The organism is Weizmannia sp. FSL W8-1119, from assembly GCF_038008605.1.
GTDB lineage: Bacteria > Bacillota > Bacilli > Bacillales > Bacillaceae_C > Weizmannia > Weizmannia coagulans.
Genome location: NZ_JBBOZL010000001.1, coordinates 417,510 through 440,852, shown reverse-complemented (window position 1 = coordinate 440,852; position 23,343 = coordinate 417,510). Strand labels below are relative to the sequence as shown.

General features: G+C 43.3%; 18 protein-coding genes and 1 pseudogene. 6 read left to right on the top strand and 13 right to left on the bottom strand.

Annotation, left to right across the window (positions count from 1 at the left end):
- Positions 1 to 132: 132 nt before the first annotated feature.
- Both NSQ19_RS02075 and NSQ19_RS02070 read right to left on the bottom strand, forming a co-directional pair.
- A complete protein-coding gene (locus NSQ19_RS02075; protein WP_029142377.1) occupies positions 133 to 1,332 on the bottom strand; it encodes an MFS transporter in 1,200 nt (399 codons plus the stop codon).
- Positions 1,329 to 1,757 carry a MarR family winged helix-turn-helix transcriptional regulator gene (locus tag NSQ19_RS02070; RefSeq protein WP_029142376.1) on the bottom strand — a complete coding sequence of 143 codons (429 nt, stop codon included), beginning with the start codon at positions 1,755 to 1,757 and terminating at the stop codon, positions 1,329 to 1,331. The genes NSQ19_RS02075 and NSQ19_RS02070 overlap by 4 nt, the downstream gene beginning before the upstream one ends.
- Before the next feature lie 453 nt (positions 1,758 to 2,210).
- On the opposite strand from NSQ19_RS02070, the gene NSQ19_RS02065 reads away from it, so the two are divergent.
- Positions 2,211 to 3,608, top strand: a complete 1,398-nt coding sequence (locus NSQ19_RS02065) for an MFS transporter (RefSeq protein WP_181981030.1) — start codon at positions 2,211 to 2,213, stop codon at positions 3,606 to 3,608.
- 20 nt (positions 3,609 to 3,628) lie between these two features.
- On the opposite strand, the gene NSQ19_RS02060 is transcribed toward NSQ19_RS02065, so the two are convergent.
- Together NSQ19_RS02060 and NSQ19_RS02055 are read right to left on the bottom strand one after the other, a co-directional pair.
- Positions 3,629 to 4,042, bottom strand: a complete 414-nt coding sequence (locus NSQ19_RS02060) for a hypothetical protein (protein WP_259299168.1) — start codon at positions 4,040 to 4,042, stop codon at positions 3,629 to 3,631.
- Entirely contained in the window at positions 4,039 to 4,731 is a 693-nt protein-coding gene (locus NSQ19_RS02055) for a helix-turn-helix transcriptional regulator (RefSeq protein ID WP_259299169.1), read from the bottom strand. The genes NSQ19_RS02060 and NSQ19_RS02055 overlap by 4 nt, the downstream gene beginning before the upstream one ends.
- A gap of 284 nt (positions 4,732 to 5,015) precedes the next feature.
- Here NSQ19_RS02055 and NSQ19_RS02050 point away from each other — a divergent pair, with 284 nt between their 5' ends.
- Positions 5,016 to 6,428, top strand: a complete 1,413-nt coding sequence (locus NSQ19_RS02050) for a glycoside-pentoside-hexuronide (GPH):cation symporter (RefSeq protein WP_118499587.1) — start codon at positions 5,016 to 5,018, stop codon at positions 6,426 to 6,428.
- Positions 6,429 to 6,662: 234 nt separating this feature from the next.
- Here the strand turns inward: NSQ19_RS02050 and NSQ19_RS02045 are convergent, their stop codons facing one another.
- The 5 genes from NSQ19_RS02045 to NSQ19_RS02025 all read right to left on the bottom strand — a co-directional run bounded on the left by NSQ19_RS02045 (position 6,663) and on the right by NSQ19_RS02025 (position 12,368).
- Entirely contained in the window at positions 6,663 to 6,869 is a 207-nt protein-coding gene (locus NSQ19_RS02045) for an HTH domain-containing protein (RefSeq protein WP_327077200.1), read from the bottom strand.
- 89 nt (positions 6,870 to 6,958) lie between these two features.
- The gene (gene istB, locus NSQ19_RS02040; protein ID WP_035191190.1) at positions 6,959 to 7,729 is read right to left on the bottom strand and encodes an IS21-like element helper ATPase IstB; all 771 of its coding nucleotides are present in this window, start codon (positions 7,727 to 7,729) and stop codon (positions 6,959 to 6,961) included.
- Positions 7,713 to 9,308 (bottom strand): IS21 family transposase, encoded by a 1,596-nt coding sequence (istA, locus tag NSQ19_RS02035; protein ID WP_412734241.1) that lies wholly within the window; start codon positions 9,306 to 9,308, stop codon positions 7,713 to 7,715. The genes istB and istA overlap by 17 nt, the downstream gene beginning before the upstream one ends.
- 254 nt (positions 9,309 to 9,562) lie before the next feature.
- Positions 9,563 to 10,762 (bottom strand): MFS transporter, encoded by a 1,200-nt coding sequence (locus tag NSQ19_RS02030; protein ID WP_029143032.1) that lies wholly within the window; start codon positions 10,760 to 10,762, stop codon positions 9,563 to 9,565.
- Positions 10,763 to 11,354: 592 nt separating this feature from the next.
- Entirely contained in the window at positions 11,355 to 12,368 is a 1,014-nt protein-coding gene (locus NSQ19_RS02025; RefSeq protein ID WP_019720364.1) for an NADP-dependent oxidoreductase, read from the bottom strand.
- A 490-nt stretch (positions 12,369 to 12,858) separates the two neighbouring features.
- Here NSQ19_RS02025 and NSQ19_RS02020 point away from each other — a divergent pair.
- Positions 12,859 to 13,096: pseudogene (locus tag NSQ19_RS02020) on the top strand (CoA transferase); the annotation flags it as partial.
- 96 nt (positions 13,097 to 13,192) lie between these two features.
- Here NSQ19_RS02020 and NSQ19_RS02015 read toward each other — a convergent pair.
- Together NSQ19_RS02015 and NSQ19_RS02010 are read right to left on the bottom strand one after the other, a co-directional pair.
- Positions 13,193 to 13,453, bottom strand: a complete 261-nt coding sequence (locus NSQ19_RS02015) for a hypothetical protein (RefSeq protein ID WP_340702278.1) — start codon at positions 13,451 to 13,453, stop codon at positions 13,193 to 13,195.
- Complete coding sequence (locus NSQ19_RS02010) at positions 13,450 to 14,364, bottom strand: Rpn family recombination-promoting nuclease/putative transposase (protein ID WP_340703160.1); 915 nt, start codon at positions 14,362 to 14,364, stop codon at positions 13,450 to 13,452. The genes NSQ19_RS02015 and NSQ19_RS02010 overlap by 4 nt, the downstream gene beginning before the upstream one ends.
- A 196-nt stretch (positions 14,365 to 14,560) precedes the next feature.
- On the opposite strand from NSQ19_RS02010, the gene NSQ19_RS02005 reads away from it, so the two are divergent.
- Positions 14,561 to 15,478, top strand: a complete 918-nt coding sequence (locus tag NSQ19_RS02005; RefSeq protein WP_118499696.1) for an aldo/keto reductase — start codon at positions 14,561 to 14,563, stop codon at positions 15,476 to 15,478.
- A gap of 233 nt (positions 15,479 to 15,711) precedes the next feature.
- Here the strand turns inward: NSQ19_RS02005 and NSQ19_RS02000 are convergent, their stop codons facing one another.
- Positions 15,712 to 16,680, bottom strand: coding sequence for an LCP family protein (locus NSQ19_RS02000; protein ID WP_340702277.1), 969 nt, complete (start codon positions 16,678 to 16,680; stop codon positions 15,712 to 15,714).
- Positions 16,681 to 17,357: 677 nt separating this feature from the next.
- On the opposite strand from NSQ19_RS02000, the gene NSQ19_RS01995 reads away from it, so the two are divergent.
- Entirely contained in the window at positions 17,358 to 18,821 is a 1,464-nt protein-coding gene (locus tag NSQ19_RS01995) for a transposase (protein ID WP_042512439.1), read from the top strand.
- Positions 18,822 to 19,679: 858 nt separating this feature from the next.
- Complete coding sequence (locus tag NSQ19_RS01990) at positions 19,680 to 21,068, top strand: Ig-like domain-containing protein (protein ID WP_340702276.1); 1,389 nt, start codon at positions 19,680 to 19,682, stop codon at positions 21,066 to 21,068.
- A gap of 124 nt (positions 21,069 to 21,192) precedes the next feature.
- Here NSQ19_RS01990 and NSQ19_RS01985 read toward each other — a convergent pair whose 3' ends face one another.
- On the bottom strand, positions 21,193 to 22,848 hold the full coding sequence (locus NSQ19_RS01985) for an APC family permease (protein WP_340702275.1): 1,656 nt from the start codon (positions 22,846 to 22,848) through the stop codon (positions 21,193 to 21,195).
- Positions 22,849 to 23,343 lie beyond the last annotated feature (495 nt).

Below are 23,343 nucleotides of genomic sequence, written 5' to 3'. Positions count from 1 at the left end.
CTTACGCTGTGCAGTCAAAAGAGCCTGCCTCTTGCTTCTTTTTTGATTCCCCGGCCTTTGCTTTTGAACCGGGCAAACGGCTAAAAAAAAAAACAAACCCGGGGGCAATCCCCGGGTTTGTGTTCAGACAAATTATTCTGCTTCTTCCACCACGCCTTGCATAGATGCAGCTTTTTTCCCATGGACAAAATAATAAAGAAATACGCAAAGGACAAGGACAACAGCCATGATGGCGTACAAGCCGTGATAACCAGCGAACGGAACCAAAAGCCCGAGCAAAAACGGCCCGACCCCGACACCGGCATCAAGAAAAATAAAGAACGTTGAAGTTGCAAGCCCAATCCGGTTTTTCGGCGATACTTTGACTGCAATCGCCTGCCCGCTTGCCGAGAAAGTGCCGTACCCAAGCCCGACGAAAATTCCGGCCAATAAAATTAATAGTCCGCTGTCAGCCTGGTTCAGCAGCACGAGCCCTGCCGCAAACAAAAGAAACGAAGGATACATGACAAAGTTCTCGCCTTTTGTATCAAACCATCTTCCCGTAAACGGCCTGGACACAAGCACCGTTACAGCATAAACAATAAAGAAAAAGCTTGAAATATCAACAAGATTCATTTCTTTCGCATATGAAGTCAAAAAAGACAGGATGCTAGAGTAGCCGAGCCCGACAAATGCACTGATGATGGCAATTGGGAACACTTTCGGCTCAAAGAAATTGCTGATTTTGAGCCCCTTCATCTTTTCCAGATCCGCTTTTGAAAGTACCACTTTCGGCATCTTTAAAAAGAGGGCGGAGATAAAGCTCAAAGCCAATAGCACAAGGCATAAAGCAAATACCATATTAAAACTTGCGTGCTGAATGAGGAACATGCCGACAAAAGGCCCGACAGCCGCGGCAAGTGTCACACTCAATGCATAATAACCCGTGCCTTCCCCGCGGCGTTCATTTGGTATGATCCCGGCAACAATGGTTCCCGTTGCAGTTGAAGCTATCCCAAGCGCTGCGCCGTTTAAAAAGCGGACAGCCAGTAAAACACCTAGTTGATTCGTCACAAAATAAAATAATGAAATGATGATAATCGCAATAAAACCAGCATAAAGCATCTTTTTCCTGCCGATGCGGTCAATCGATTTGCCGGCAAAGAGCCGCGCAACCAGGACCCCGACGACGAAAATCCCTGATGCCAGGCCGGCCGCGCTTGGTGATGCATGAAACCGGTCAGTCGCAAAAATCGTAACGGTCGCCATCAATAAGTAAAATGTAAAATACAGAAAAAAGTTCGCGGTCGAAACAATTATAAAATCCTTTGTCCATAACTTCGGCCTGCTCAATTTGTTTCCTCCCCTTTGTGATCTAAATTGTCTCTGATTTGCGGAAGCAGTTCGAATACCATCTCTTGCTCCGCTTCCGGAATCCCCTTCATTGCCTGCTGTTCCAATCCGGTAATTTCCGCGCGGCACTGCCGGTAGAGGTTTTCGCCTCTTTCCGTCATCCGAATCACTTTTTCACGGCGGTCTTTTCCCGGGATCTGTTCTACGATTCCCTGTTCTTCCAGCTTTTGGACAATCCTTGTCACATTCGGTTTTTCAATTTGATAATACTTGCAAATTTCCACAAGTGTGCACGGGCCGAAATTCCGCACATAAAACGTCACCTGCCAGAGCGAATAGGACAACCCGAACTGTGCCAATAAGCCGTTCAATTTCTTGATCAGTACGCGGTACAAGCGTATATAGCGGTAAAACAGCCCTTGCATCAAGCAAGCCTCCTCCAATCCCTTGAGCATCTGCCCAGGCCCGCATTAGAAAGCTCCGGCCACAGCGAAATCACACAAACAGTTTCGTTACCCTAAGCAACATTTCACAAGACTAAATATACAGGTTCATTCAGTCGTTGTCAATGGGCGGTTATACTGATAATTCAAAAAATGTATCCATGTTCCTGATAATTCGGTAAGATTTTTCTCTTGTTTGCGTTTGATGCATTTATTTCAAGGTTTGTTAAACCATAATCATTCCGGCAAGAGAATGGATTCTTTCAGTGTCTCTTTAAAATCATCTTCAAAGCTAGATGCTATATAAATACAAAAAGTTTAAATTTTTCGCCGCCGATAGTTGACGATCCGGATGGGAAAAGTTTATGATATAAAAAATTGAGAATGTTTTAATTACAACAGCTTGGTCATACAGACGGAATAGGAGGAATATGTGTGGCAGTAACCATTGGGGCACAGTTGGATCAACTTGCTGTTGGAAAATACCATAAGCGCGCAACGATCATTATTGGAGTCGGACTATTTTTTGAGTTTTTCGAAGTATTTCTAGCAAGCGTTCTGGGCAGTGTTCTAAGTGAAGAATTCCATGTTAAGTCATCCATGCTTTCATTATTATTGGGTTCCAGTTTCTTAGGGATGTTTATCGGAGCTATCTTTTTGGGCAGACTGGCCGACAAAATCGGAAGGAAAAAAGCATTTCTTATCAATCTGGGGATTTACAGCATTTTTACCTTTTGCATTGCATTAAGTCCGAACGTTGGATTCATTATTTTATTCCGCTTTTTGGCAGGCTTGGGTCTCGGTGCACAGCCTGCGTTATGTGATGCTTATTTAAGTGAAATCATCCCGACAGCAAAGCGCGGAAAATACATTGCCTGGGCCTATACGCTTTCATTTCTCTCCATTCCGGCCGAGGGATTCCTGGCTCGCATGCTTGTTCCGTTAACACCGCTTGGAATTGAAGGATGGAGATGGATGTTTATGATCGGTTCGATTGGTGCCCTTATTGTTTTTTTAACAGCACACTTGCTGCCGGAATCCCCGAGATGGCTGGCAACGGCAGGAAAGTGGGATGAGGCGGCAGAAGTATTTAAAAAATTGGGTGGCAGTAAGACACAAGCAGAGGAATTCCGTACAAAGGCTTCCCTGACACAGCGTGATGCCGCTCAACAGGACAGGCAAAGCAGGCCGATCTTCCAAAAAAAATGGATGAAGAATACAATCATGCTTTACATTTTCCAAATTTTCCAAACGATCGGATATTACGGGTTTGGTACACTGTCACCTCTTGTGTTGGCGCAAAAAGGTTACAATATTAGTCATTCCTTAGAGTATATTGCACTCTCATTTATCGGCTACCCGCTTGGTGCTCTGCTTTCCGTTCCACTCATCGAAAAAATTGACAGAAAATGGCTTGTTAGTGCTTCAGCTTTTGGCATGGGCGTGTTTGGAATTTTATTTGGAATGGGGACTATTGCTTCCATGATCATTGTTTTTGGATTTATTTATACGCTGTGCAGCAATATTTTTTCAAATGCTTTTCATGTACTGCAGGCGGAAATCTTTCCAACTGAGATCCGGGCAACGGCCACCGGTGCAGCTTATAGCGTAAGCCGGCTGATGAGCGGTTTAATGCCTTTCATTCTATTGCCAGTTTTGGAGCATCAAGGTGCAACAACAATGTTTGCGATCGTGGCGCTGGCAATGATTATTGTCATATTGGATATCTCCCTTCTGGCACCAAGAACAACCGGGCGTTCACTGGAGCATATTGAAAATGCGTATGATGATGCGCCGCCTATTCGCGCTGATGGTGTTGAAGCAACAAAATAACATGCCATATCATGCGGCGGTTACAAAAAGAGGATATTTACACCTTCAAAGGTACGGTTATTCATATCGGTAAAATCCACTTTTTCATTGGGGTTGCAAGTGAAACAAACGAACTCGCATTGGCCGGAAATTTGCTTCAAAAAGGCTGCCTTAGAAGCTTCCGGAGAAACCGGCACATGCAGGCCTACTTTCACAGCAGAAGCCCGCTTCTTCACTGTTTGATAAAAAGCCTGGTAAAAGTTTCTTTGCGTGCCGCCCCACTCCCTGAAAGCCAATTCAAACCGCCATTTTTCGACAAAAGGGCTGCCAAAGTATTGAAGGCTGTGCTGTAAAAAGGCATCCAGCTTCTTTAAATATCCGGCACTGTCTGCTGCTTCTTTCTCAACCTCCACGCGAATGAAAGGCACAAGCCCAAGCCGTTGAAAACTGTTCAACAGGGCATCCATCTGGTAAAATTGGTAAAATTGCCCGCCAATTTGATAGAGGGGGGTGTCATCGCAAAGCTGTCCGAAAACAGATTGGAAAAATAGACATAGTCAAATCCGATTTCCTCCTGGACGAGCCTCAACTCCGCCTGTACCTCTTCATGCAAAGCATATTCCAGGTTCCCAATTGCCAGTATTTTTGCACCTTTTTCGCCAGTGAACACAGGCTCCGGCGGCAGATCGATATAGACGGTGGAGACCGCCAGTTCCGTCAGCATCGTGCTTTTTTCCCGGTCCGAAATGTATTTGCTGACTTCCATGAAAAATTGGGGCGACTTCAGCAATGTGGATTTTTTCTTTCCTCGCCCTTCCTCCGTATCCGAAAGTTCGATTTGGTGAAAACGGCGATATTCGGAAGGCGTTTGCCGGTATTTTTCTTTAAAAGCTTTATTGAATGCCTTTACATTTGGGAAACCATTGTTCAGGGAAATCCGGGTAATCGGGTGGTCCGTATAAATAAGCTCGCGGACTGCCGATTTCAAACGGAGCTGTTTAATATATTGGGAGAAACTGGCACCCACTTGTTCTTTGAAATAGCGGGATAAGTAGTAAAGCGACAAATAATGACGGTTGGCGATTTCCGCGAGTGTAATCGGTTTACGGTAATTTTTCCCAATATAAGCGAGAATCTCTTTCATCCGTTCATCCTTGATGCCGGTGTGGGCATGGCGGACGAGCCGGAAAGAGGCTTTCTCCTTTTGGAAAACGTGGAACATGTTCGTAGAGAAAAGTACGTCGCATTTTAGTAAAACTTTACTAAAAATCACTTGACATCGCGGTTAGATTGGCATATCCTTTCTTTGTAAGCGGTTTATGTTAGCGCTTTTATGGTTTTCCTCTATTATTCTCGTTTGAAACTCCAAAATTTTTAGTAAAAATTATGAAGCTTTATACAGGCAAACCCAGGCAGGAGGAGTTAAGAATGAAACAGTTGAAACAGTATTTGTCATATGCACTCGGGGCTTTTGGACATGATGCTTTTTACAGCGCTTTAAGCACCTATTTTATGATCTTTGTCACCAGCCAGCTTTTTGACAACAGCCATTCGGGATTGGGTGCGAAAATGATTGGGATTGTAACGACCATGATCGTCGTGATCCGTATCGCTGAAATCACGTTAGATCCGTTTATTGGCGGCATCATTGACAATACGGAAACGCGTTACGGAAAATTTAAACCATGGCTGTTTACCGGGGCGGCTGTAAGTTCAATCGGGCTGATTCTTATTTTTACCAATTTAGGCGGCTTAACGACAAAAAGCCCGTATCTTTATTTGATTCTATTTGGCATTATTTTTGTGATTCTTGATGTATTTTATTCTATTAAGGATATTTCTTTCTGGTCGATGCTGCCGGCTTTAACGATTGATTCGGATAAAAGGGCCAAATTCGGCACGATTTCCCGTTTCGGCTCTACGTTAGGAGCCCAGGGCGTTGTCATCGCGGTTGTACCGCTCGTTACTTTTTTCTCCCATATTTTTTCCGGTACATCAGGTGAGACGGAAACACGCGCCGGGTGGCTCGGTTTTGCAATTGTCATTGCGCTTGTCTCTTTTTTAGGGGCGATGGCCACCATTTGGGGGACGAAAGAAACAAAGAACTTGATCCGGGAAAGCGCCGAGAAGATTCGCCTTCGCGATGTGTTTAAAGTGCTCGGCAAAAATGACCAGTTAATGTGGCTGGCACTCTCTTATTTTCTTTTTGCCTTCGGGTATACGATTACAAACTCGCTTTTAATTTACTATTTTAGATATGTGTTAGGAAGACAGAGTGATTATTATTTAGTCGGCGTGATTACGGCCATCTTAGGAATGGTATCTGTTGCCCTGTTCCCGGTCATGGTGAAATGGGTGAAACGCAAAACCATTTACACCGGCGGCATTATATTCATGCTTTGCGGTTACGTGCTGTTTTTAACGGCCGGGCATCATTTAATTCCTGTTTTGGTTGCTGTTTCGCTGTACTTTTTCCCTTATCCGATGATTTTCCTGGCCGCGCTTATGACGATTACTGACAGTGTGGAATACGGGCAATTAAAAATTGGGAACCGGAATGAGTCTGTCACATTAGCCGTACGCCCTTTGCTTGATAAACTGGCCGGCGCCTTTTCCAACGGGATTGTCGGGATAGCGGCCGTACTTGCCGGTATGACAGGGAATGCCCTCCCGAGTGATATCTCAAGCCATGGGCTGTCCATCTTTAAACTTTTCATTTTCTTCGGCCCGATGATTTTAATTGCCATTGCAGCATTGCTCTACTTTTTCAAAATCAAGCTGTCAGAAGAAAAACACGCGCAAATTGTACAACAGCTTGAGCACAAACTAAGCACAAAGTAACAGCATAAATGTGAACGGCCGGCAGGAGTGTAAATCATGATGCTAGGAAACATTTTGAATAAGAAGTTTTATAAAATTTGCGTTAGGCAGCAACTTCAACTATCTGATTTGTTCAGTAAGCCCTAAACGAATCATGCAAAGGCCGTAATATTTCCTTTCCGCCTGTTCCTGGCAGCCTGTGGGAAAACAGGTTGCCGGCCATGGGAACAAAACGAATTTGCCCGCAGCATTCCTTTATTTCCATTTTACGCCAAGCTCATCGCTTTTCTGTTGAATTTGCCGAATTTCCTCCCTTACCGTCCGGTCGCTAATGCCCAGCCGCTCCCCGATGGCCTTCGCATTCAGAGGGCCATCCGACTTTTGTAACAACCATAATATTTGTTTTTGCCGATTCGAAATCAAGGCTTTTATTCCCCTTTCACTGCCCTGCTGTCCATTCATTTTTATAGAACGATATACGAAAAAGGGTGCTTCCGCCGTTTCGAAGCATCCTCTGTAGCCGTCAAGTAAAATTGAACACTTTTTGCTAATTAATTTTGAACACTTTTTTTCATAAAAATGGATGATCGATGTTTCATACGATAGCTGTCATCGTTCCTAAAATGGATGACTTCTGCTCGGTGTAATAATCTGTCCAAAATAGCTGTCGTAATACCTGGATCCCCCAATAGTTCACCCCATTCATTTGGGCCCTTATTAGAAGTTAGAATGACAGAAGCATTGTCATACAAGTCGTTAATTAAATGGAAAAACAAATTTGCCTCCCGTGAATCCATGGCCATGAACATCAAGTCATCAATGATGACCAGGTTTGAATCCCGGATGCGCTTCATTCTTGTTTGCGATTTTCGGGTAACATCTTCCGTCTTCAATGTTTGGATAAGCTGCCCCATGGAGATAAAAGAAACTTTGTAGCCCTGATGAATTGCCTCTATCCCTAATCCCGTTGCCAAATGTGTTTTTCCTACTCCAGGCGGTCCCAGAATAATTAAATTAAAAAGCTGATCAAGCCATGTGAATTCTTTTAACTGATTGATCTGTCTCCTACTTAGCGATTGTTGCTCGTCTACTTGGAATGCATCTATTGTCTTGTAAAACGGAAACGTTGCCCATTTTAATCGTTTTTCAATCAATTTCTCATCTCGGCGTTCCAACTCATAGCTAGTCAGATGTTCCAGAAAAGTGCGGTATGTCCAATCTTGTGATTCAGCTTCTTGAATCAGAGATGGCAAATGATTTGCCGTCTCTGATAATCGCAATGTTCGAAGCTGCTGCTGAAGTTGTTCAAGTGACTGTGTCATACTTTGTTGCTCCTTTCAACACATCCAAATATTGTGCTAATTCCCGGTTCTCCGGCTGTGTATCCAGAAGTGAAGGTTCTATGCCATGCAATGCCTTAATCTCCTCTTCTGCCCGTTTAAATTCCTCTTTTTGTTGCTGCTGTCGCTGAATGAATGCCAGTACGTCACTATATTCACTCGCACTGTATATCCCACGTTTGATGCATTCGCACAATGCTTCATCCCTAGTTCTTTGATCAGAAGCTTTAGACATCTTTAAAACGATTCCCAGCTGATCCCGAACATAACGTGGATATCTGTGATGAATTTCTTCCAGAAAAGCTTTAGCCCTTTCTTCATCTGTAAAATACGAAGATACAGTGGAAATATACGCAGCTATCCCTTTAGTACGATCTCGTGTGTGCTGCCTATCTTGTATAAGTTTTCCTCTCTCGAATGAAATGATATGGTTGGCAATAACTGGCCCATCTGTTTGTTCACGTATTACCAGACGATTCTCAGCTGTTATTTCAATATAGACATCTTTATCTTTTTGATAGGTTCCGAGAGGAACCGAATAGCGATTGGATTGATAGACGATCGTATTGTCCTTACGCACTGTTCTTGTTATACTAGAATTAATACTTGTAGTAGTAATTTCTTTGATAACCGGTTTGAGGTGTTGCTTTTCCAATGTAAACACTTCAACTGGCCTTTTTTTTGTTGTATTATGCACTTTTCGGTTCCCAGTCCTCTCCAGCCAGGATATGCAGCTTTCATTCCATTGATCAATATTTTGAAAGATGCGGTGTTTGGCGAAATTGCCCTTCACATAACCAACGACATTCTCAATTCGCCCTTTGCTTTCCGGGTCAGCTTTTCTGCAGAAATAGACCTTCAATTTTCTCGCTTCCCGATAAGACTGAAATTCCTTTGTCAGAATTAAATCTCCCGCATTCTCGTTTACCATGAGCAGGGCATCCTGATCATATACCAGTTCATCGGTCATCCCTCCAAAGTATTGGAAAGCGTGCTCATGCATGCGAATCATATCTTTTGTCGTAAAAGGCCTGTCCAGCCATTCAACATACTTATATCTAGAATGCGATAACACAAAGCTTATAAAATACAATTTTACACATTTACCTTGAGGCGTTTTCTGATTGGTTTTCCCGAAGTCTACCTGAGCTTGTTGCCCCATTGGCGGGTCAGGTATCGCTTGATAAACCCGTTGATGTGTCTCTTTTGGTATGGCATATTTTTCACGAAGTTCTTTGACATAACTACGTACCGTACTTTCCCCAACAATTAGTTTAGGGTAGTGCTCCATCAACCAATCATGGATCTGTGCCGAAGACACATCTGGGTTTTCACTCAGCCAAGTATGAATAATCATTTCATAAGCATCGAGCTTCTTAGTTCGAGTCTTTGTTGAGGCCTCCCACAAAGCCATTTCTTCCGGAGACTTTTCCAGATATTTATATACTGTGGTTCTTGATATACCAAGCTTTCTGGCTATTCTTCTTATCTTAAATCCTTGTTCTTTTAATTGCTTGATCTTCATGTACATTTCCCATTTGTCCACCTTTACTTCCTCCATAACAATATAAATCAAACTATATTATTATATCGTATCGAGGGAATTATTATCAGGGGAATAACGTCGATGCATTTGATAGGTGTTGCCCCTCCCCGGGGCAACACCTATCAAATGCAAAATACCTGCCCCCATATCTCAGTAAAAGTGTTCATTTTTATCTAGCAGGAATGGTCTACTTTAGTTTAGCATTCACATCCTCTTTTGGAAAACTTTTTTTGCAAATATGTTTGCCTCTTGCCTATCCCGCAAAGACTTCACCTCGCGTGTGATCTTTCTTTCATTAACGGGAAGGCAAAGCAGAGGCCGATGATAAAAAATAACGCCGCAATTTCAAAAACAGCCGTCACCGACAGCCATACTTTCACCAGGCCGGCAAGGCTCATCGTGATCACCATTGCCCCCGTGAAAAGCGGGTAAAGCGTGCCGTTCACCCTGCCAATATAGTCCGATTCCGTATTTTGTAAAACCATTGTGCTGATCCCGATTTGAATGCTTGGCAAGAACAGGCCGGAAACCAGCTCCGCAGCAAGCGTCAGCCAAAGAGAAGTTGACGCGCCGATCACCGCAAGCCCGAGGGCATTCGCGAGCAGTCCGGTAACGAGCAACTTAAGCGGGGAAGTGGATCTTGAAAAAAACATTGAAAACGCGCCGCCTGCAATCATGCCGATCCCGTTTACCATCACGAGCCACTGGAGGTATTCTTTCGGCAGGCCGAGACGATCGGTTACAAGAAAAATATTCATTGGCTGAATGAAACCAACGCCGAGCCCGGCAGTAAGAAATCCGCAGCCAAGCAGCCTGAGCTCCTTCTTTGCAAGCACATAACGAACCCCGCTTTTCATTTCCTGGAAAATATTTGTCATATTTTTGGCCTTTTTTACTTTTTCATCGCGCGGAATAAAAGACAAGGTCGCTGCGGAGAGCAGGAAGGCCACCCCGGTAATGGTTATCGAAAGATCAATTCCTAACCTTTGATAAGCAAATGTGCCGATCACCGGGCCGAAAATCATGAACACGGCATAAATCGTCTGGTACACCGCCATCCCCTGCTGAATCAGGCTTTCTTCCAGATGCATTTTGAACAGCTTTAATCCCGACGGCTGCGAAAATTGCGATAAAGTGGAAGAAACGAGCATGGCAAAAAAGATCACCTGCCACGAACCAAATATAAGCGCTCCGATCACGGCAAAAACCGAGGCGGCACTAAGCAAATCGCACCAGATCATCGTTTTCTTTGGCTGCCACCGGTCCGCATATGCCCCGCCGATAAAACTAAAGATGAAAATTGGCAAATAGTCTGCGACTGAAATCATCGATACCGCAAGCGGATTTCCGTTCGTTTTATCTGTAACAAACAACAGTACGGCAAAATTCCGTACCCAGATCCCGGCTTGCAAAAATAATTCCGATAAGAAGATCATCCGGACAAACCGGTTAGTTAGCAGTTCTCTCAAATTTTATATCCTCCTGCGCCGACACCATTGTGCCCCTATCATACCGGAATCACCAGGCGTGTGCAAGGTAAAGATATTTGACGATTTCCCCTCTGCACAGCCGGATTCTTGTGGTGAAATAATGAAAAATCTGCCAATAAAAAAGTAGACTTGCATGAAACCTGTTCTGTTTTTGGCTTTTGCTAAATACTGTTAAAGAAGATTTTTAAAACCAACAAGAAAATTCCAGAAATACCCTGGGAGCAGATAAACCATTGGGAAAAACCATCTTGCTCTGACTTTCTCTCATTGCACTCCGGTTTAAAAACACAGATTCGGCCACGATCCAAAAGTATTTTTGAATGGCCGTTTTTGAATTCTTCTATATAAAAGATGCAAAGCAATACACCGGTACAACGGTATTTTTAATTTCTGCTGCATTGTGATGGATCCTATTGAAAAATTCCATATAGCCTGGGGAACGCACAAAAGAAGGACATCACTTGTTGTCAAGTATGGCAGCCTTTATCCCCGCCCTATACCTGATCCATGAATCGTTATGCCCCAATTTGTGCAGCCGGCCTGCACCCATTATGCATTATTTCTCACTACATTACTCAAATTCGCTGATTTTCACCAGCTGCTTACCGATATTTTTTCCTTTAAACAAGTCGAGAAAAGCGTCAATGATCGAATCAAAACCTTCTGTTATCGTTTCTTCATATTTTAATTTGCCTTCGTTCAACCAGGCGGCAAGCTGGGCGCCGGCTTCTTTAAAACGGGAACTGTAATGGCCGACTGTAAAACCCTGCATCAGCGAACTCGTTTTGATTAAATAACTCTGTACACGCGGCCCGACATCCGGCTCTGTTTTATTGTAAGCGGATATGGCGCCGCATACCGGAATGCGCGCAAAATTGTTCAACAGCGGGAAGACCGCGTCGGAAATTTCACCGCCGACATTGTCAAAATATACATCAACACCGTCAGGGCAGGCTTCCTTCAGTGCCTTTCCGACATTTTCCGTTTTATAATTAATGGCAGCATCAAACCCTAATGCTTCTGTCAGGTAGCGGCATTTTTTCTCGGATCCGGCAATTCCGACAGCACGCGCCCCTTTGATTTTTGCAATCTGGCCGACAGCGGAGCCGACCGCCCCTGCAGCACCCGATACAACCACCGTTTCGCCTGATTTCGGCTTCCCGATATCGATCAGGCCGAAATACGCGGTAAGCCCGGTCATTCCAATGATGCCAAGATTGGCCGTAACGGGCGCAAGATCGGGATCCAGCTTCCGGATCATTTTTTCATGCGCAAGCGAATATGTTTCCCAGCCAAGTGAGCCGATCACGATGTCGCCCTTGGCAAATTGGGCGGACTTGGATGCGACAACCTGTCCGATCACGCCGCTTACAATGACATCATTCAGCTGAAACGGTGGGATATACGATTTCACATCCTCCATTCTGCCCCTTAAGTACGGATCGACGGAGATATACACATTCCGAATCAGCACTTCGCCTTCACCCGGTGTGCCAATTGGCGCTTCGGTAAAAGCAAAATCTTCCATCGTTGGCGTTCCAACAGGCCTTCTTGCCAGCCGGATCTGTTTTTTATTCCCCTCCATGAAAATCCCTCCTGAAAAACCATTTTCCTCTAATTTAACATTCCCCAATTCGGCGGTCAAAAATAAAGCAAACAATTTTTCCAGATATTGGCATTCAACACGCACTGGTATGATGAAAATCCAATCAACCACGCGCTATGCGAATGCACCATAAACCGCAATCAGCAGGGCCAAGCTGGCTGATAAACCGTACAGGGATGTCACCTGTTTACTTTGATTTTTTAATAAAAATATTCAAAAACAATTTACAATTTTGCCGGAATGGATTATCCTATATACATAACACCCGCCAAGCTTTGTGCGATGTTCCATCCCCGGAATACGTGAACAAAGCCAGCCGGGGGCAATCCTGTTGATGAAAGACATAACTGTTTATTCTGCCTGCTTATTCCGCAAGATAAGTTGTTCGGCAGAAAAAACCAGTCATTTTTATCCGTGCCTTTTGGATGCAAATGCTGGTTTTTTCTATTTTTTGAAAGGGGTGGATAGATTGAAAGCCGCATTGTCCGGGATAAAAGTGCTTGACTTAACAAGGGTGCTGGCCGGGCCTTTTTGCACAATGATCCTTGGCGATCTCGGTGCAGAAGTGATCAAAGTCGAAGCACCCGGCGGGAGTGACGAAACACGGGGATGGGGGCCGCCGTTCCAGCAAAACGTAAGCGCTTACTATTTATGCGCCAACCGGAATAAAAAAAAGCATTACGCTTGATTTAAAACGTGAAATTGGAATCGTTTGTAACAATTCTTCTCTTCCTTCATTTTTTCCCTTCCTATACCCGCGGTCAAGGTAAGAATTCGGCAGCTTTATTACTTGTTCTGCTTCGTCACAAACCGGGCTCAATGCTTCCCCCCTCTATCTGCCTTTTGATTTTCAGGATCTCCTCTTCACTCAAGCCGGATGCTTGGGCAATGATCTTCAAATCCACTTGATTTTTTAACAAGTTGGCAATAAATCTTTTTAACTTTTCTTCACCTTCTTCTCTTCCTTCTTCCCTTCCTTCTTCTTTTCCCTTCCTATACCCGCGGTCAAAGTAAGAATTCGGCAGCTTTAGTACTTGTTCTGCTTCGTCACAAACCGGGCTCAATGCTTTTCCCCCTCTATCTGCCTTTTGATTTTCAGGATCTCCTCTTCACTCAAGCCGGATGCTTGGGCAATGATCTTCAAATCCACTTGATATTTTAACAAGTTGACAATAAATCTTTTTAACTTTTCTTCACCTTCTTCTCTTCCTTCTTCTTTTCCCTTCCTATACCCGCGGTCAAAGTAAGAATTCGGCAGCTTCAATACTTGCTCTGCTTCATCCGGATCCAGCATTTTAATGTTTTCCATTACTTCCGCCTCCTCTTTTTCATTCAGTTTTAAATAAAAATCAAAGAAACCATATAACAGCCTCATTTTTGCAGGGTCGAGTTCCATCCGGGCCAGCATCCGCAGAAACTCCAGTTTGACCTGCACCCGCTCTTTTTTTGTATACCCCATTTTGCTCAGCAATGCTGCGGCAACGGGATTGTTGCTCCGGATATAATCTCTCCAGTTTTTCTTAATCAGATGAATGGATAAATAGTGAAAACGAAGAATTTCGATGTTGTGGAAGGCAAAGGTGTACGTATCGGGGGTCTCTGTTTTCTCCTCATAACTGAATATGGCAATCGGCAATACTGGTTTCCGGTGCCTGAGGCTGACCATCATGTAATAGCGAAATAGTCGCTCAGGAAAAAGTTTCTGGTAATACGACTGGGGCTCTACATGGATGAGAATCACGGTGTCTTTGCCTTTTACCTTCGTCTCGGCAAGGATGTCAACCCGTTTTTGTTCGCCGCCCGGAAAGTCCGTAAACTGTTCCTGCGACAAAAACCTCACCCGGCGGTAGTCAAGATCCGCTGACACATCCGGGAAGAACGCTTCCATAAATTCCTTAAAAAAGTTCTGGATCAGCTCCTTAAACAAACGGTCATGCACGTTGTAACCGGCCTGTTTTTCCATTACCAGTTCCAATGGCAAATCGCTCACTCTTTTTCTTATTTTTCAGTTTTATTTTAAAGGACACTCGCCCTATTTTCAAGTGGATTTTACTATCTGCAATTTGCAAATTTGATCCGCCATTTCCCGGTCGTGCAAGTGCTTTTCATTGACTTAGCAGACGATCCAAACTCATAATAAAATTGTGAAGAATTTTACAGGAGGTATGAAGTTGAATCATATCAATCTTGGCAAGAGCGGTATATTGGGATCAGAAGTTGCTTTAGGCTGCATGCGGATGAATGCGTTATCGGAAAAAGAGGCACAAACGATGATTGAAACAGCAGTCGAGCATGGCATCAATTTCTTTGATCATGCCGATATATACGGAAAAGGAGAATCAGAGAAAATTTTTGCAAATGCGCTGAAAAACAGTTCCATCAAACGGGAAGATATCATTCTACAATCAAAATGCGGCATCGGCGATAAAATGTATGATTTTTCCAAATCGCATATTTTACAAGCGGTTGACGGTATTCTGGAACGGCTCCAAACCGATTACCTGGATATACTCCTGCTACACCGCCCTGATCCATTAATGGAACCGGAAGAAGTTGCCGAAGCTTTTTCAGAACTGCAAGATGCCGGCAAAGTCCGCCAGTTCGGGGTCAGCAACTTCCATCCGTACCAGGTAGAACTTGTCCAAAAATTCGTTTCTCAAAAACTGATTGTCAACCAGTTGCAATTCAGCATCGCGCACACCGGCATGATTGACTTCGGGATGCACGTCAATATGAAAGACGAACGCAGCATCAACCATGACGGCGGAATTCTGGAATATTCCCGCCTGCATGATATCACCATTCAAGCTTGGTCGCCATTCCAGTACGGGTTCTTTGAAGGCGTCTTTATCGACGATCCAAAATTCCCGGAATTGAACGAAAAACTCGGCCAATTGGCGCAAGCACAAGGCGTCTCCAAAGAGGCCGTCGCAACCGCATGGATTTTAAGGCACCCGGCGAAAATCCAAGTCATTGTCGGAACAATGAACCCGGAAAGGCTGAAAAAAGTCACAGAAGCATCAAAAGTAAGCCTTACCCGCCGGGACTGGTATGATATTTATTTTGCTGCCGGCAACGATTTGCCTTAACGGGTATATTGTTGGATCCAAAAACAGCAGTGGGCCTCGTGATCGTTTCCCTTTTAAAACAACAGAGCAGCTTTCCCGCTTTAGCTTCATAATGATAAAAAGATGCCGTACCAAACAACGGCATCTTTTTATCATCCTTACACTGCTTCCCTTTCCACGTACTTCGTCTCGTCGGAAAATGCCGCTTATCCCAGCTCCATCATGCAAATCACAATCCCCCATTCCGAATCCTTTTATTCAAAGTGCTTCATGGTCTTTTTCAATGCCGTCTGGTCAAGGACGATTTCCGAGTTGTTGTTTTTTAAAATATCGTCATACATGCTTTTAGAAGTGCCTTTCAGCTGGTAATAGGTCACTTGCTTATCTGTGTTGAGATTTTTTACAAGAAGGCCGAGGCTTGCGATATCTGTTTTGGACATATTGGTAGCAATGACAAAATCAGATGATTTGTCCACCAGATTCGGCAGTTTTGTTAAATTTTTCGGCTGGAGTGCGGTTTTGGCAATACCGATCAGCACTTTTGCCTGCAACAGCTGGCGGTCATAGTCCACGTTTTTCAACGAATAGCGTTCATGTACAAGCTCTGTCACCATCTCCCCGTCAAGCGTCTGCGTGCCTTGCGCGATGACTTTTCCATTGTTTTCCGGGTACCAGGGGTGCGTCAGTTTTACATCAAACGGCACATCCACGTCAATCGTCCCCAGCGCATCCACCATCGACTGCAAGCCTTCATAATTCGTTTCCACATAATAGTTGACCGGTACGCCTGTCAATTGGCTGATTGAATTGATAGCGGCTTTAATCCCGGCTGTTGTGCCACCTGTTGCTTGTTTAATATATTGCACGCTTGTCAGTTTCGTATAGCCGTAGCCATCAAGATACACGCGCGTGTCACGGGGAATGCTGGCCATGTTATACTTGTGCTTATTCAGATCGACATGAAGCAAGATAATCGAATCCGAATGTCCTACCTTCTGCCCTTTCCGTTCGTCTGAACCGAGTAAAAGGACATTGAATACGTTTTCCTTCATTTTGGGTGTTGTTGTCCCTTGGCTGCCCGGGTTGTTCCTTGTTTTAGAAACGGTCGGCACGTTTTTAAAATGGTTCTCCGGCTGCAGCTTTTGGTAAGCAAAATAAGCTACACCGCCGCCCAATACAACAACCGCCAGTAAAATGGATAAAAAGATCCTCAGTTTTTTCATCATTTCCTCCAAAATCATTTATGTGTAAACTATTTAAATTATATAACATTTTTCCATCCAAGACTATACAATTCGACAAAATTTTGTTGTAGCTGGCAACTTATTCATATGATATCTCACCTTCCCCATGATGCCACAAGTTGAAAATTTGTCTGTTACCAAACAATGGGGCCATAGTTTCCTGTCCTATGAAGAACCTTCTCATATTTTTTTCAGATTGAAAATCCCCACTTTTAAACGGAACCCAGCTGCAGCCCCGCTGGTACTAACTGACTTCCCCGGAATTCCCGAACTACTCTGGAAAACAGGATTTGTAGCTTTAAAAATACGATAAATCCCTCAGAGCCCTTGCCAAAATGCTATATCCCCTGAAACTGTAAGCAGTCAGACAATTAAAGGTCGTTGATTTATTCCACTAAAGAAAAAAGACGTTTGTAGGAACATTATGACAAATGTAAAAATAAATTGTGAGTTTTTGATTTTAATGGGGTAAATTTATTTATTATAAGTGTCTAAATTTTTCCATTTTAGTCGGGTTTCAATAGATTAAGCTACTCATTCCTGTGGTAAATATTGTAAAACGGAAAAGGATGATTTTTTTTTGAAAAAAAAAAGAGCCATGAAAGCCACTCCTTTGTTAAGATATAAGTACCACCAAATATCCAGGGAGTGATTTCATGACTAGTTCTATTCTAACACAAACCAGAGACTTTTCAATACAACAAAATTTGATTCCCCACAATTGGCAAGACTATGCCGATATACCATTTGTCATTCCAGCCATGTGTTTCCCATGGGAGATTTTTAAGCCGATTGAACGAGAATACTACACCCTTTTATATTTGCACCTAAAAAATGAAAGAGCACATGATCCTTCTAATGAAATACAACCGGCACTATTTTCAATAACGGAGGAAGAAGACAAGTCTGCGTCTTCATTATTTCATCTCCCTTCCACTGGGAGAAAACCGCATCCTTTCATGCCCTTTTTTCGTGCTTTTGAACTGGCCTCTTTACAGTATATTGAAGTGATGGTGGAGAGTGTCTATTTGCAAGTGAAATCAAACCCGCTATTTGCCACCATGTGTGGATTTACAGAGAAAATTCCGAGCTACCGGTCCTTTGCTCGTTTTGATCAAATCATGACAACAAATGGTCTTTGGGAAAAAGCCCGGCTATTGGTTGTTGAATATAATAAAGGGGAAGGCGTGGTTGAAACGAATGAGGAAGCAGCCGCCGTGGATACATCGCATATAGAGGCAGAAGCAACCTTGAATAAAACAAGGAAGACGTGTTCTTGTGAGGGTGATTGCGATTGCCCCAGAGTCCTTACGGACGACAATGTAGGGGTAATGCGTAAAAGTAATGCAGTCTCCTATATTGCGCATAAATTATCAATGGTATGCGGGGTGAAATCCGGTTTGCCTTTGACGCGGGAAGTATTTAAAGGAAATACACCCGATGGGAAAACATTAGAACCGACATTGGAAACGTTTAAGGCAGAGCACCCCGAGATGGCTGAGCAGTTGAGCTTTATCCTGGCAGATGGAATCTACCAAACGCCGGAAAATCAAAAAGTGACAAAGGATGTATTACAGGCGAAATTGGTGGCACCGATCAATCCACGGAACCGTAAAGATAAACCAACTACCGCCCGGGGGATTGAAAAAATCAACCGGTACGGCACTCCCATCTGTATCAGTGGACATAAAATGGAACTTAGAGGATCTGATCGGGAAAAGGGGCAATATATTTACACTTGTCCTGTATTTCATCCAAATGCCAAGCAAGAAGGTCTCACCTGCCCGCTAGCGAATCACGCGGAATGTTGTAATGGGGCAGCACAAGGAAGAGTATTTAGGATAGACTTTGATCAAACGCCTCAAGTAGATGTCGAGTTGCCTCAACATGGTCGCACATTTGAAGTGTTATATAGTGCCAGGACGATCATCGAAAGAATCTTTGGCATTCTAAAAGACGGATACAGTCTCCGTCGTGTTCACAAGCGTGGGAAACAGGCAGTTGAAGCTCATGTAGATCGATGCATGATATCTATGCATATCATGGCAAATATGGCGTACCATCAGACTGGAAAGGCCAATTGTGGATGGACACGCAATCGGCTGCAAAGAGCAAATTAAGTTATTCACAGGTGGATATGTGAATAACTCAAATGAACGTTTTCTTTCCACAAAGGGTAGTGAAAAAAACCATTTTGTGAAGGCGGGATACGTATGCCCTTTTTTTGAAGAAAAATGACCGTTTTACTTCTATTGAATTGAAAATCTGGATGTAAATTGAAAATCTGGATGAAAAGGCAAAAAAAAATCGGGATAATTAATTTTCCAGAGCCTCGCTCAAGGGTATATTTTTATTTTGGCAGAGGCTCTCATACAAAAGCCCTATAAAAATTGTGGTTTATTTTTCCAATTTCTTTTATAATAGAATTAGTTTTTTTAATTTTGCAAAGAAAGGAGACGTGTTTTCCCACTTATTTTTAATTTGTCGATACTGGAGGGGTTGAATAGTGAAGGTTATAAAGAAAACCATTTACTTGGTCTTGGCAATTGCATTAATTTTACCAGCACTTGTTTTACAAACAGGTCATGCTTCTGCGAGCACCACGCAAACTTTAAACTTTAATACGACAGTTACTAACACAATAAGTAGGGCTTGCTGAACGAATCCGATTATGGCTTGTATCTGATTTGTCAGCAAGCTCTACCTCAATATCATAGGAGAATGCATCTGCGAAAATGCTTTATTCTGTCCTCTCTGTATGTTGAATCAGCTTTAGAGTGCAAAGTTTTTCCTGCATTTTTTATAAAACCCTTGCATTTAAAGTTCGGCCAAAGCTGTCAGTATCCTTACCAAGTCTAGGACTTTTGCTTATTCAGCAAGCCCTAAGTAACAAAAATGCTGAGCAAGTCTATAAAATTACACTGCCTTCGGCTGGTACAGTGAAAGTCAATTTAAACTCGTATATCGAAGCTGTTATCTTGGATCTGACAGATGAAAATGGAGAGAGTGTATGGGGTTATAGCAGAGACATTTACGATGGATCTGCTTCCACGCCAAAACAATGGTCGGATCAAGCTGATTTGGAGGCCGGGATCTATTACATCAAGATTTCCCAATCCAGTGACTATACTGGAAAATATGATTTAAAGGTTGGATTTAATACTGCTGGAAACAATGAAACAGAGCCGAACAATGGCACATCACAAGCACAGCCTATTACACTCAATACCCAGAAAATCAACGGTTTTCTTAGCTTAAATGATGATACGGATTGCTATAAATTCATTTTGAAACAAGCAGGCACCATTGATGTTCACGTAGATTCAAACATTTATAATGTTTCGCTGAATCTTCTGGATGAAAATGGAAATGATGTTTGGGGAGATGAAGACATATATGGTGAATCCTCTCAAACGCCGAAGCAATGGTCAAAGAGTGTTGATCTGGAGGCAGGAACCTATTATATCAAGATTTCTAATTCCAGCGGTTATACGGGTAAATACAATTTATATGTCAATTACACACCAGCAGGAAATAATGAAGTGGAGCCAAATAACAGTACATCTCAGGCACAGGAGCTGTCAAACGGCCAAAAAGTAACCGGTTTTTTGAGCTGGAGTGACGATACGGACGTTTATAAAGTAAACCTGCCAAAAGCAGGAAACCTTAAAATCAGTCTTGACTCCAGTATAGATTGGGCCTATGTGGATCTTATAGATGCGAACGGAAACAACATCTGGGACGACTATATTTACGACGGCTCCATTGAAACACCTAAACAATGGAACAAAAGTGAGAGCCTGCCAGCGGGAACATACTATTTAAAAATTAGCAGTGATTATAATACCGGCAAGTACGTTTTATCCGTCAATGCACCTTTGTACCCTTCTGCACCATCTATTAATACGGTAAGTACCAATAGTACAAGTGTATCTGGCAAGACAGACGCAAACTGCACGGTTTATGTTAAAGCCGGTTCCAAAACCTATAAAGGCAAAAGCAACAACAAAGGCGACTATAAAGTTTCTATTCCTAAACAAAAAGCCGGAACAAAAATTTATGTGTATGCTACAAACACCTATGGCAAAAGTGGAACAAAAAGCGTGACGGTGGTTGACAGAATTGCACCAAGTACACCGTCTGTTAACACTGTCAGCCACACTTCCCGTTATATCACCGGAAAAACGGAAGCATATGCAACGGTCACCGCTTATACCGGCAGTAAAAAAATCGGCTCTGCCAAAGCTGATAAACATGGTAGTTACAAAATAAAAATCAGCCCGAAGAAAAAAGGGACTGTGGTCAAAGTAAAAGCTACAGATAAATCCGGCAACAGCAGTGGATACCGGACGGTGAAAGTGAAATAAAAAGGCATAAAAAGCGCAGTGGTTCAGCTGCGCTTTTTTGGTATTCAGTTTTTCAATAATAAATGGGTTGCTGCTTTTTGTACGTGTTTTAAGGGATTCCCCTGTTAGACAAATTCTACGATAATCAGTGTGGCCAATCCGTTGAATAAGCCGGGTTTCGTTTCCCGTTTCCATTTTCATCATCATCCACACCCATGTCGTGCTCTTTCAAAGCTTTGTTTAATTTTGCAGCTTCAAGCAGGTCAGGTGTTTCGTATCCGCTTTTCACTGCCCAGATGTAAAAACCGAGCGAAACGAAAGCAATGAGGACCATGTCCCAGCCGTACGGGATCATGTTAAGGCCGCCAAATTTCTCACTTCCAAAATAAGAGATGCCCATCATCACAATCAGATAGGCGACCATCCAAATGCCGGACTTGAAATTTTTCGAAAAAGACTTCCATTTCCTTTTCGCCTGATAGTAAAAATAAATAGGAAGCCCGATCATGATGATGAGGAAAACTTCCCCGGTAAGCGGCCACCGTGCCCAGTACAGCGTCAACGAAGCAAAAATAAAGCCGCATGGCGCAATGATCTGCATGCCTTTCACCCGGAGCGGACGGTACAAGTACCCCGCAGTTTTTCGCAAAGCCATGACAGTCACAGGCCCGGTGATATAAGAAATCAACGTTGCAACAGAAATGACCTCTGCCAGTGAACCCCAGCCTTTAAACACAAACAGGAAAATAAAACAGATGGCTAAATTGACAAACATCGCCGGGCGCGGAATGCCATAAACCGGATGCAGTTTGCCGATAAACCGCGGCAAATATCCATTTTTCTCCATGCCATACAGCATGCGTGCCGTTGTTGCAGTATAGGTTATCCCGGTGCCGGATGGAGAAACAAAGGCATCCAAATACAAGACAATTACGAGCCAGTTAATATTTAACGCAATGGCAAGATCTGCAAACGGGGAGTTAAAATTCAAATGATTCCAGCCATGTGCCAGGACAGAAGGGCTGACACCCCCGATAAACGCAATCTGCAACAGAACGTAAATCACCGTTGCAATTAAAACAGATCCCACGACTGCAATCGGGATCGACCGGCCCGGCTTTCTCGCTTCGCCCGCCATATTGATCGGGCTTTGAAAGCCGTTAAATGCGAACACAATCCCGGATGTCGCCACCGCCGTAAGCACACTTGACCATCCATACGGGGCAAAAGCTTGGCCGTATGTAAAATTGCTGCCATGGAACCCGACAATCAGAAGTGCAAAAATCGTCAACCCTGGAATAATTATTTTGAATATTGTGATAAGTGAGTTTACCCTTGCAAATAAACTGACTGCCCAGTAATTCAGAAAAAAATAAATCAACAGCAGTAAAGAAGCAAGACCGAGTCCTTTTGGCGTCAGCATTCCGTTATGTGCCAAACTCTGTGCCCAGCTCCAATGCCATGAGCTCATATACTGCACAGAAGCCATGGCCTCACTCGGAATAACGGAAACAATGGCAATCCAGTTCGCCCATGCAGCAAGGAAGCCAACAAAAGAACCATGGGAATATTGGGTGTATTTTACCATTCCCCCCGCTACCGGAAACATGGCCCCCAGTTCACTGTAAGAAAGGGCAATAAACAAAATAACAACCATCCCGATCACCCAGGCAAAAATGGCTGCCGGGCCGGCAATCGTAGCTGCTTTCCAGGCACCAAACAACCAGCCGGATCCGATGATGGACCCAAGGCCGGTCATGGTAAGCGCAAAAGTTCCCAACTTACGATGCATCGTGTTCATACAAGATCCTTCTTTCTTTTTTCTGTGTTGGCCAAGTTGAAAATTTCAAAAAGCATGATATGAAAAATTTGATGAAAATTTTATTTTACCCCGGCAAAAGCGAGAGAAACTCATCCGCCTCCTCTAATAATGACAAAATTTATAAATACATAATTCCATTTTATCTTTAAAAAATACGAATGCCCAATAATTTGAATAGAATCTATACAATATCTTTTCCATCTTGAAGCAAGTGGATTCCCGGCCAGATTTCAGACTGTAAATGGACGGGCCGGCTCTCCTTTTCATTCGGATTCAACAGTTGGCACAAAAAAAATCGATCCACAATAGAAATTGCTGAACGAATCGGATTTAGGCATTTTAACCGATTTACCCAGCAAGCCGGCTTGAATGTTTACCACCAATAGAAGAAATATCTCAAAAAGGGGGTGATTTTGTCCTCTTCTAACCGTTAAAATGCTTTCGAGTGCAAAGTTTTTTTCTGTATTGCATTTA

Bases quoted from the DNA above. Each gene is read 5' to 3' on its own strand.
- NSQ19_RS02055 (WP_259299169.1), bottom strand. From the start codon at position 4,731: ATGAAAGAGATTCTCGCTTATATTGGGAAAAATTACCGTAAACCGATT.
- NSQ19_RS01985 (WP_340702275.1), bottom strand. From the start codon at position 22,848: ATGAACACGATGCATCGTAAGTTGGGAACTTTTGCGCTTACCATGACC.
- istB (WP_035191190.1), bottom strand. From the start codon at position 7,729: ATGACACAGTCACTTGAACAACTTCAGCAGCAGCTTCGAACATTGCGA.
- NSQ19_RS02025 (WP_019720364.1), bottom strand. From the start codon at position 12,368: ATGGAGGGGAATAAAAAACAGATCCGGCTGGCAAGAAGGCCTGTTGGA.
- NSQ19_RS02045 (WP_327077200.1), bottom strand. From the start codon at position 6,869: ATGAATGGACAGCAGGGCAGTGAAAGGGGAATAAAAGCCTTGATTTCG.
- NSQ19_RS02000 (WP_340702277.1), bottom strand. From the start codon at position 16,680: ATGAAAAAACTGAGGATCTTTTTATCCATTTTACTGGCGGTTGTTGTA.
- NSQ19_RS01995 (WP_042512439.1), top strand. From the start codon at position 17,358: ATGACTAGTTCTATTCTAACACAAACCAGAGACTTTTCAATACAACAA.
- istA (WP_412734241.1), bottom strand. From the start codon at position 9,308: ATGGAGGAAGTAAAGGTGGACAAATGGGAAATGTACATGAAGATCAAG.
- NSQ19_RS02050 (WP_118499587.1), top strand. From the start codon at position 5,016: ATGAAACAGTTGAAACAGTATTTGTCATATGCACTCGGGGCTTTTGGA.
- NSQ19_RS02070 (WP_029142376.1), bottom strand. From the start codon at position 1,757: ATGCAAGGGCTGTTTTACCGCTATATACGCTTGTACCGCGTACTGATC.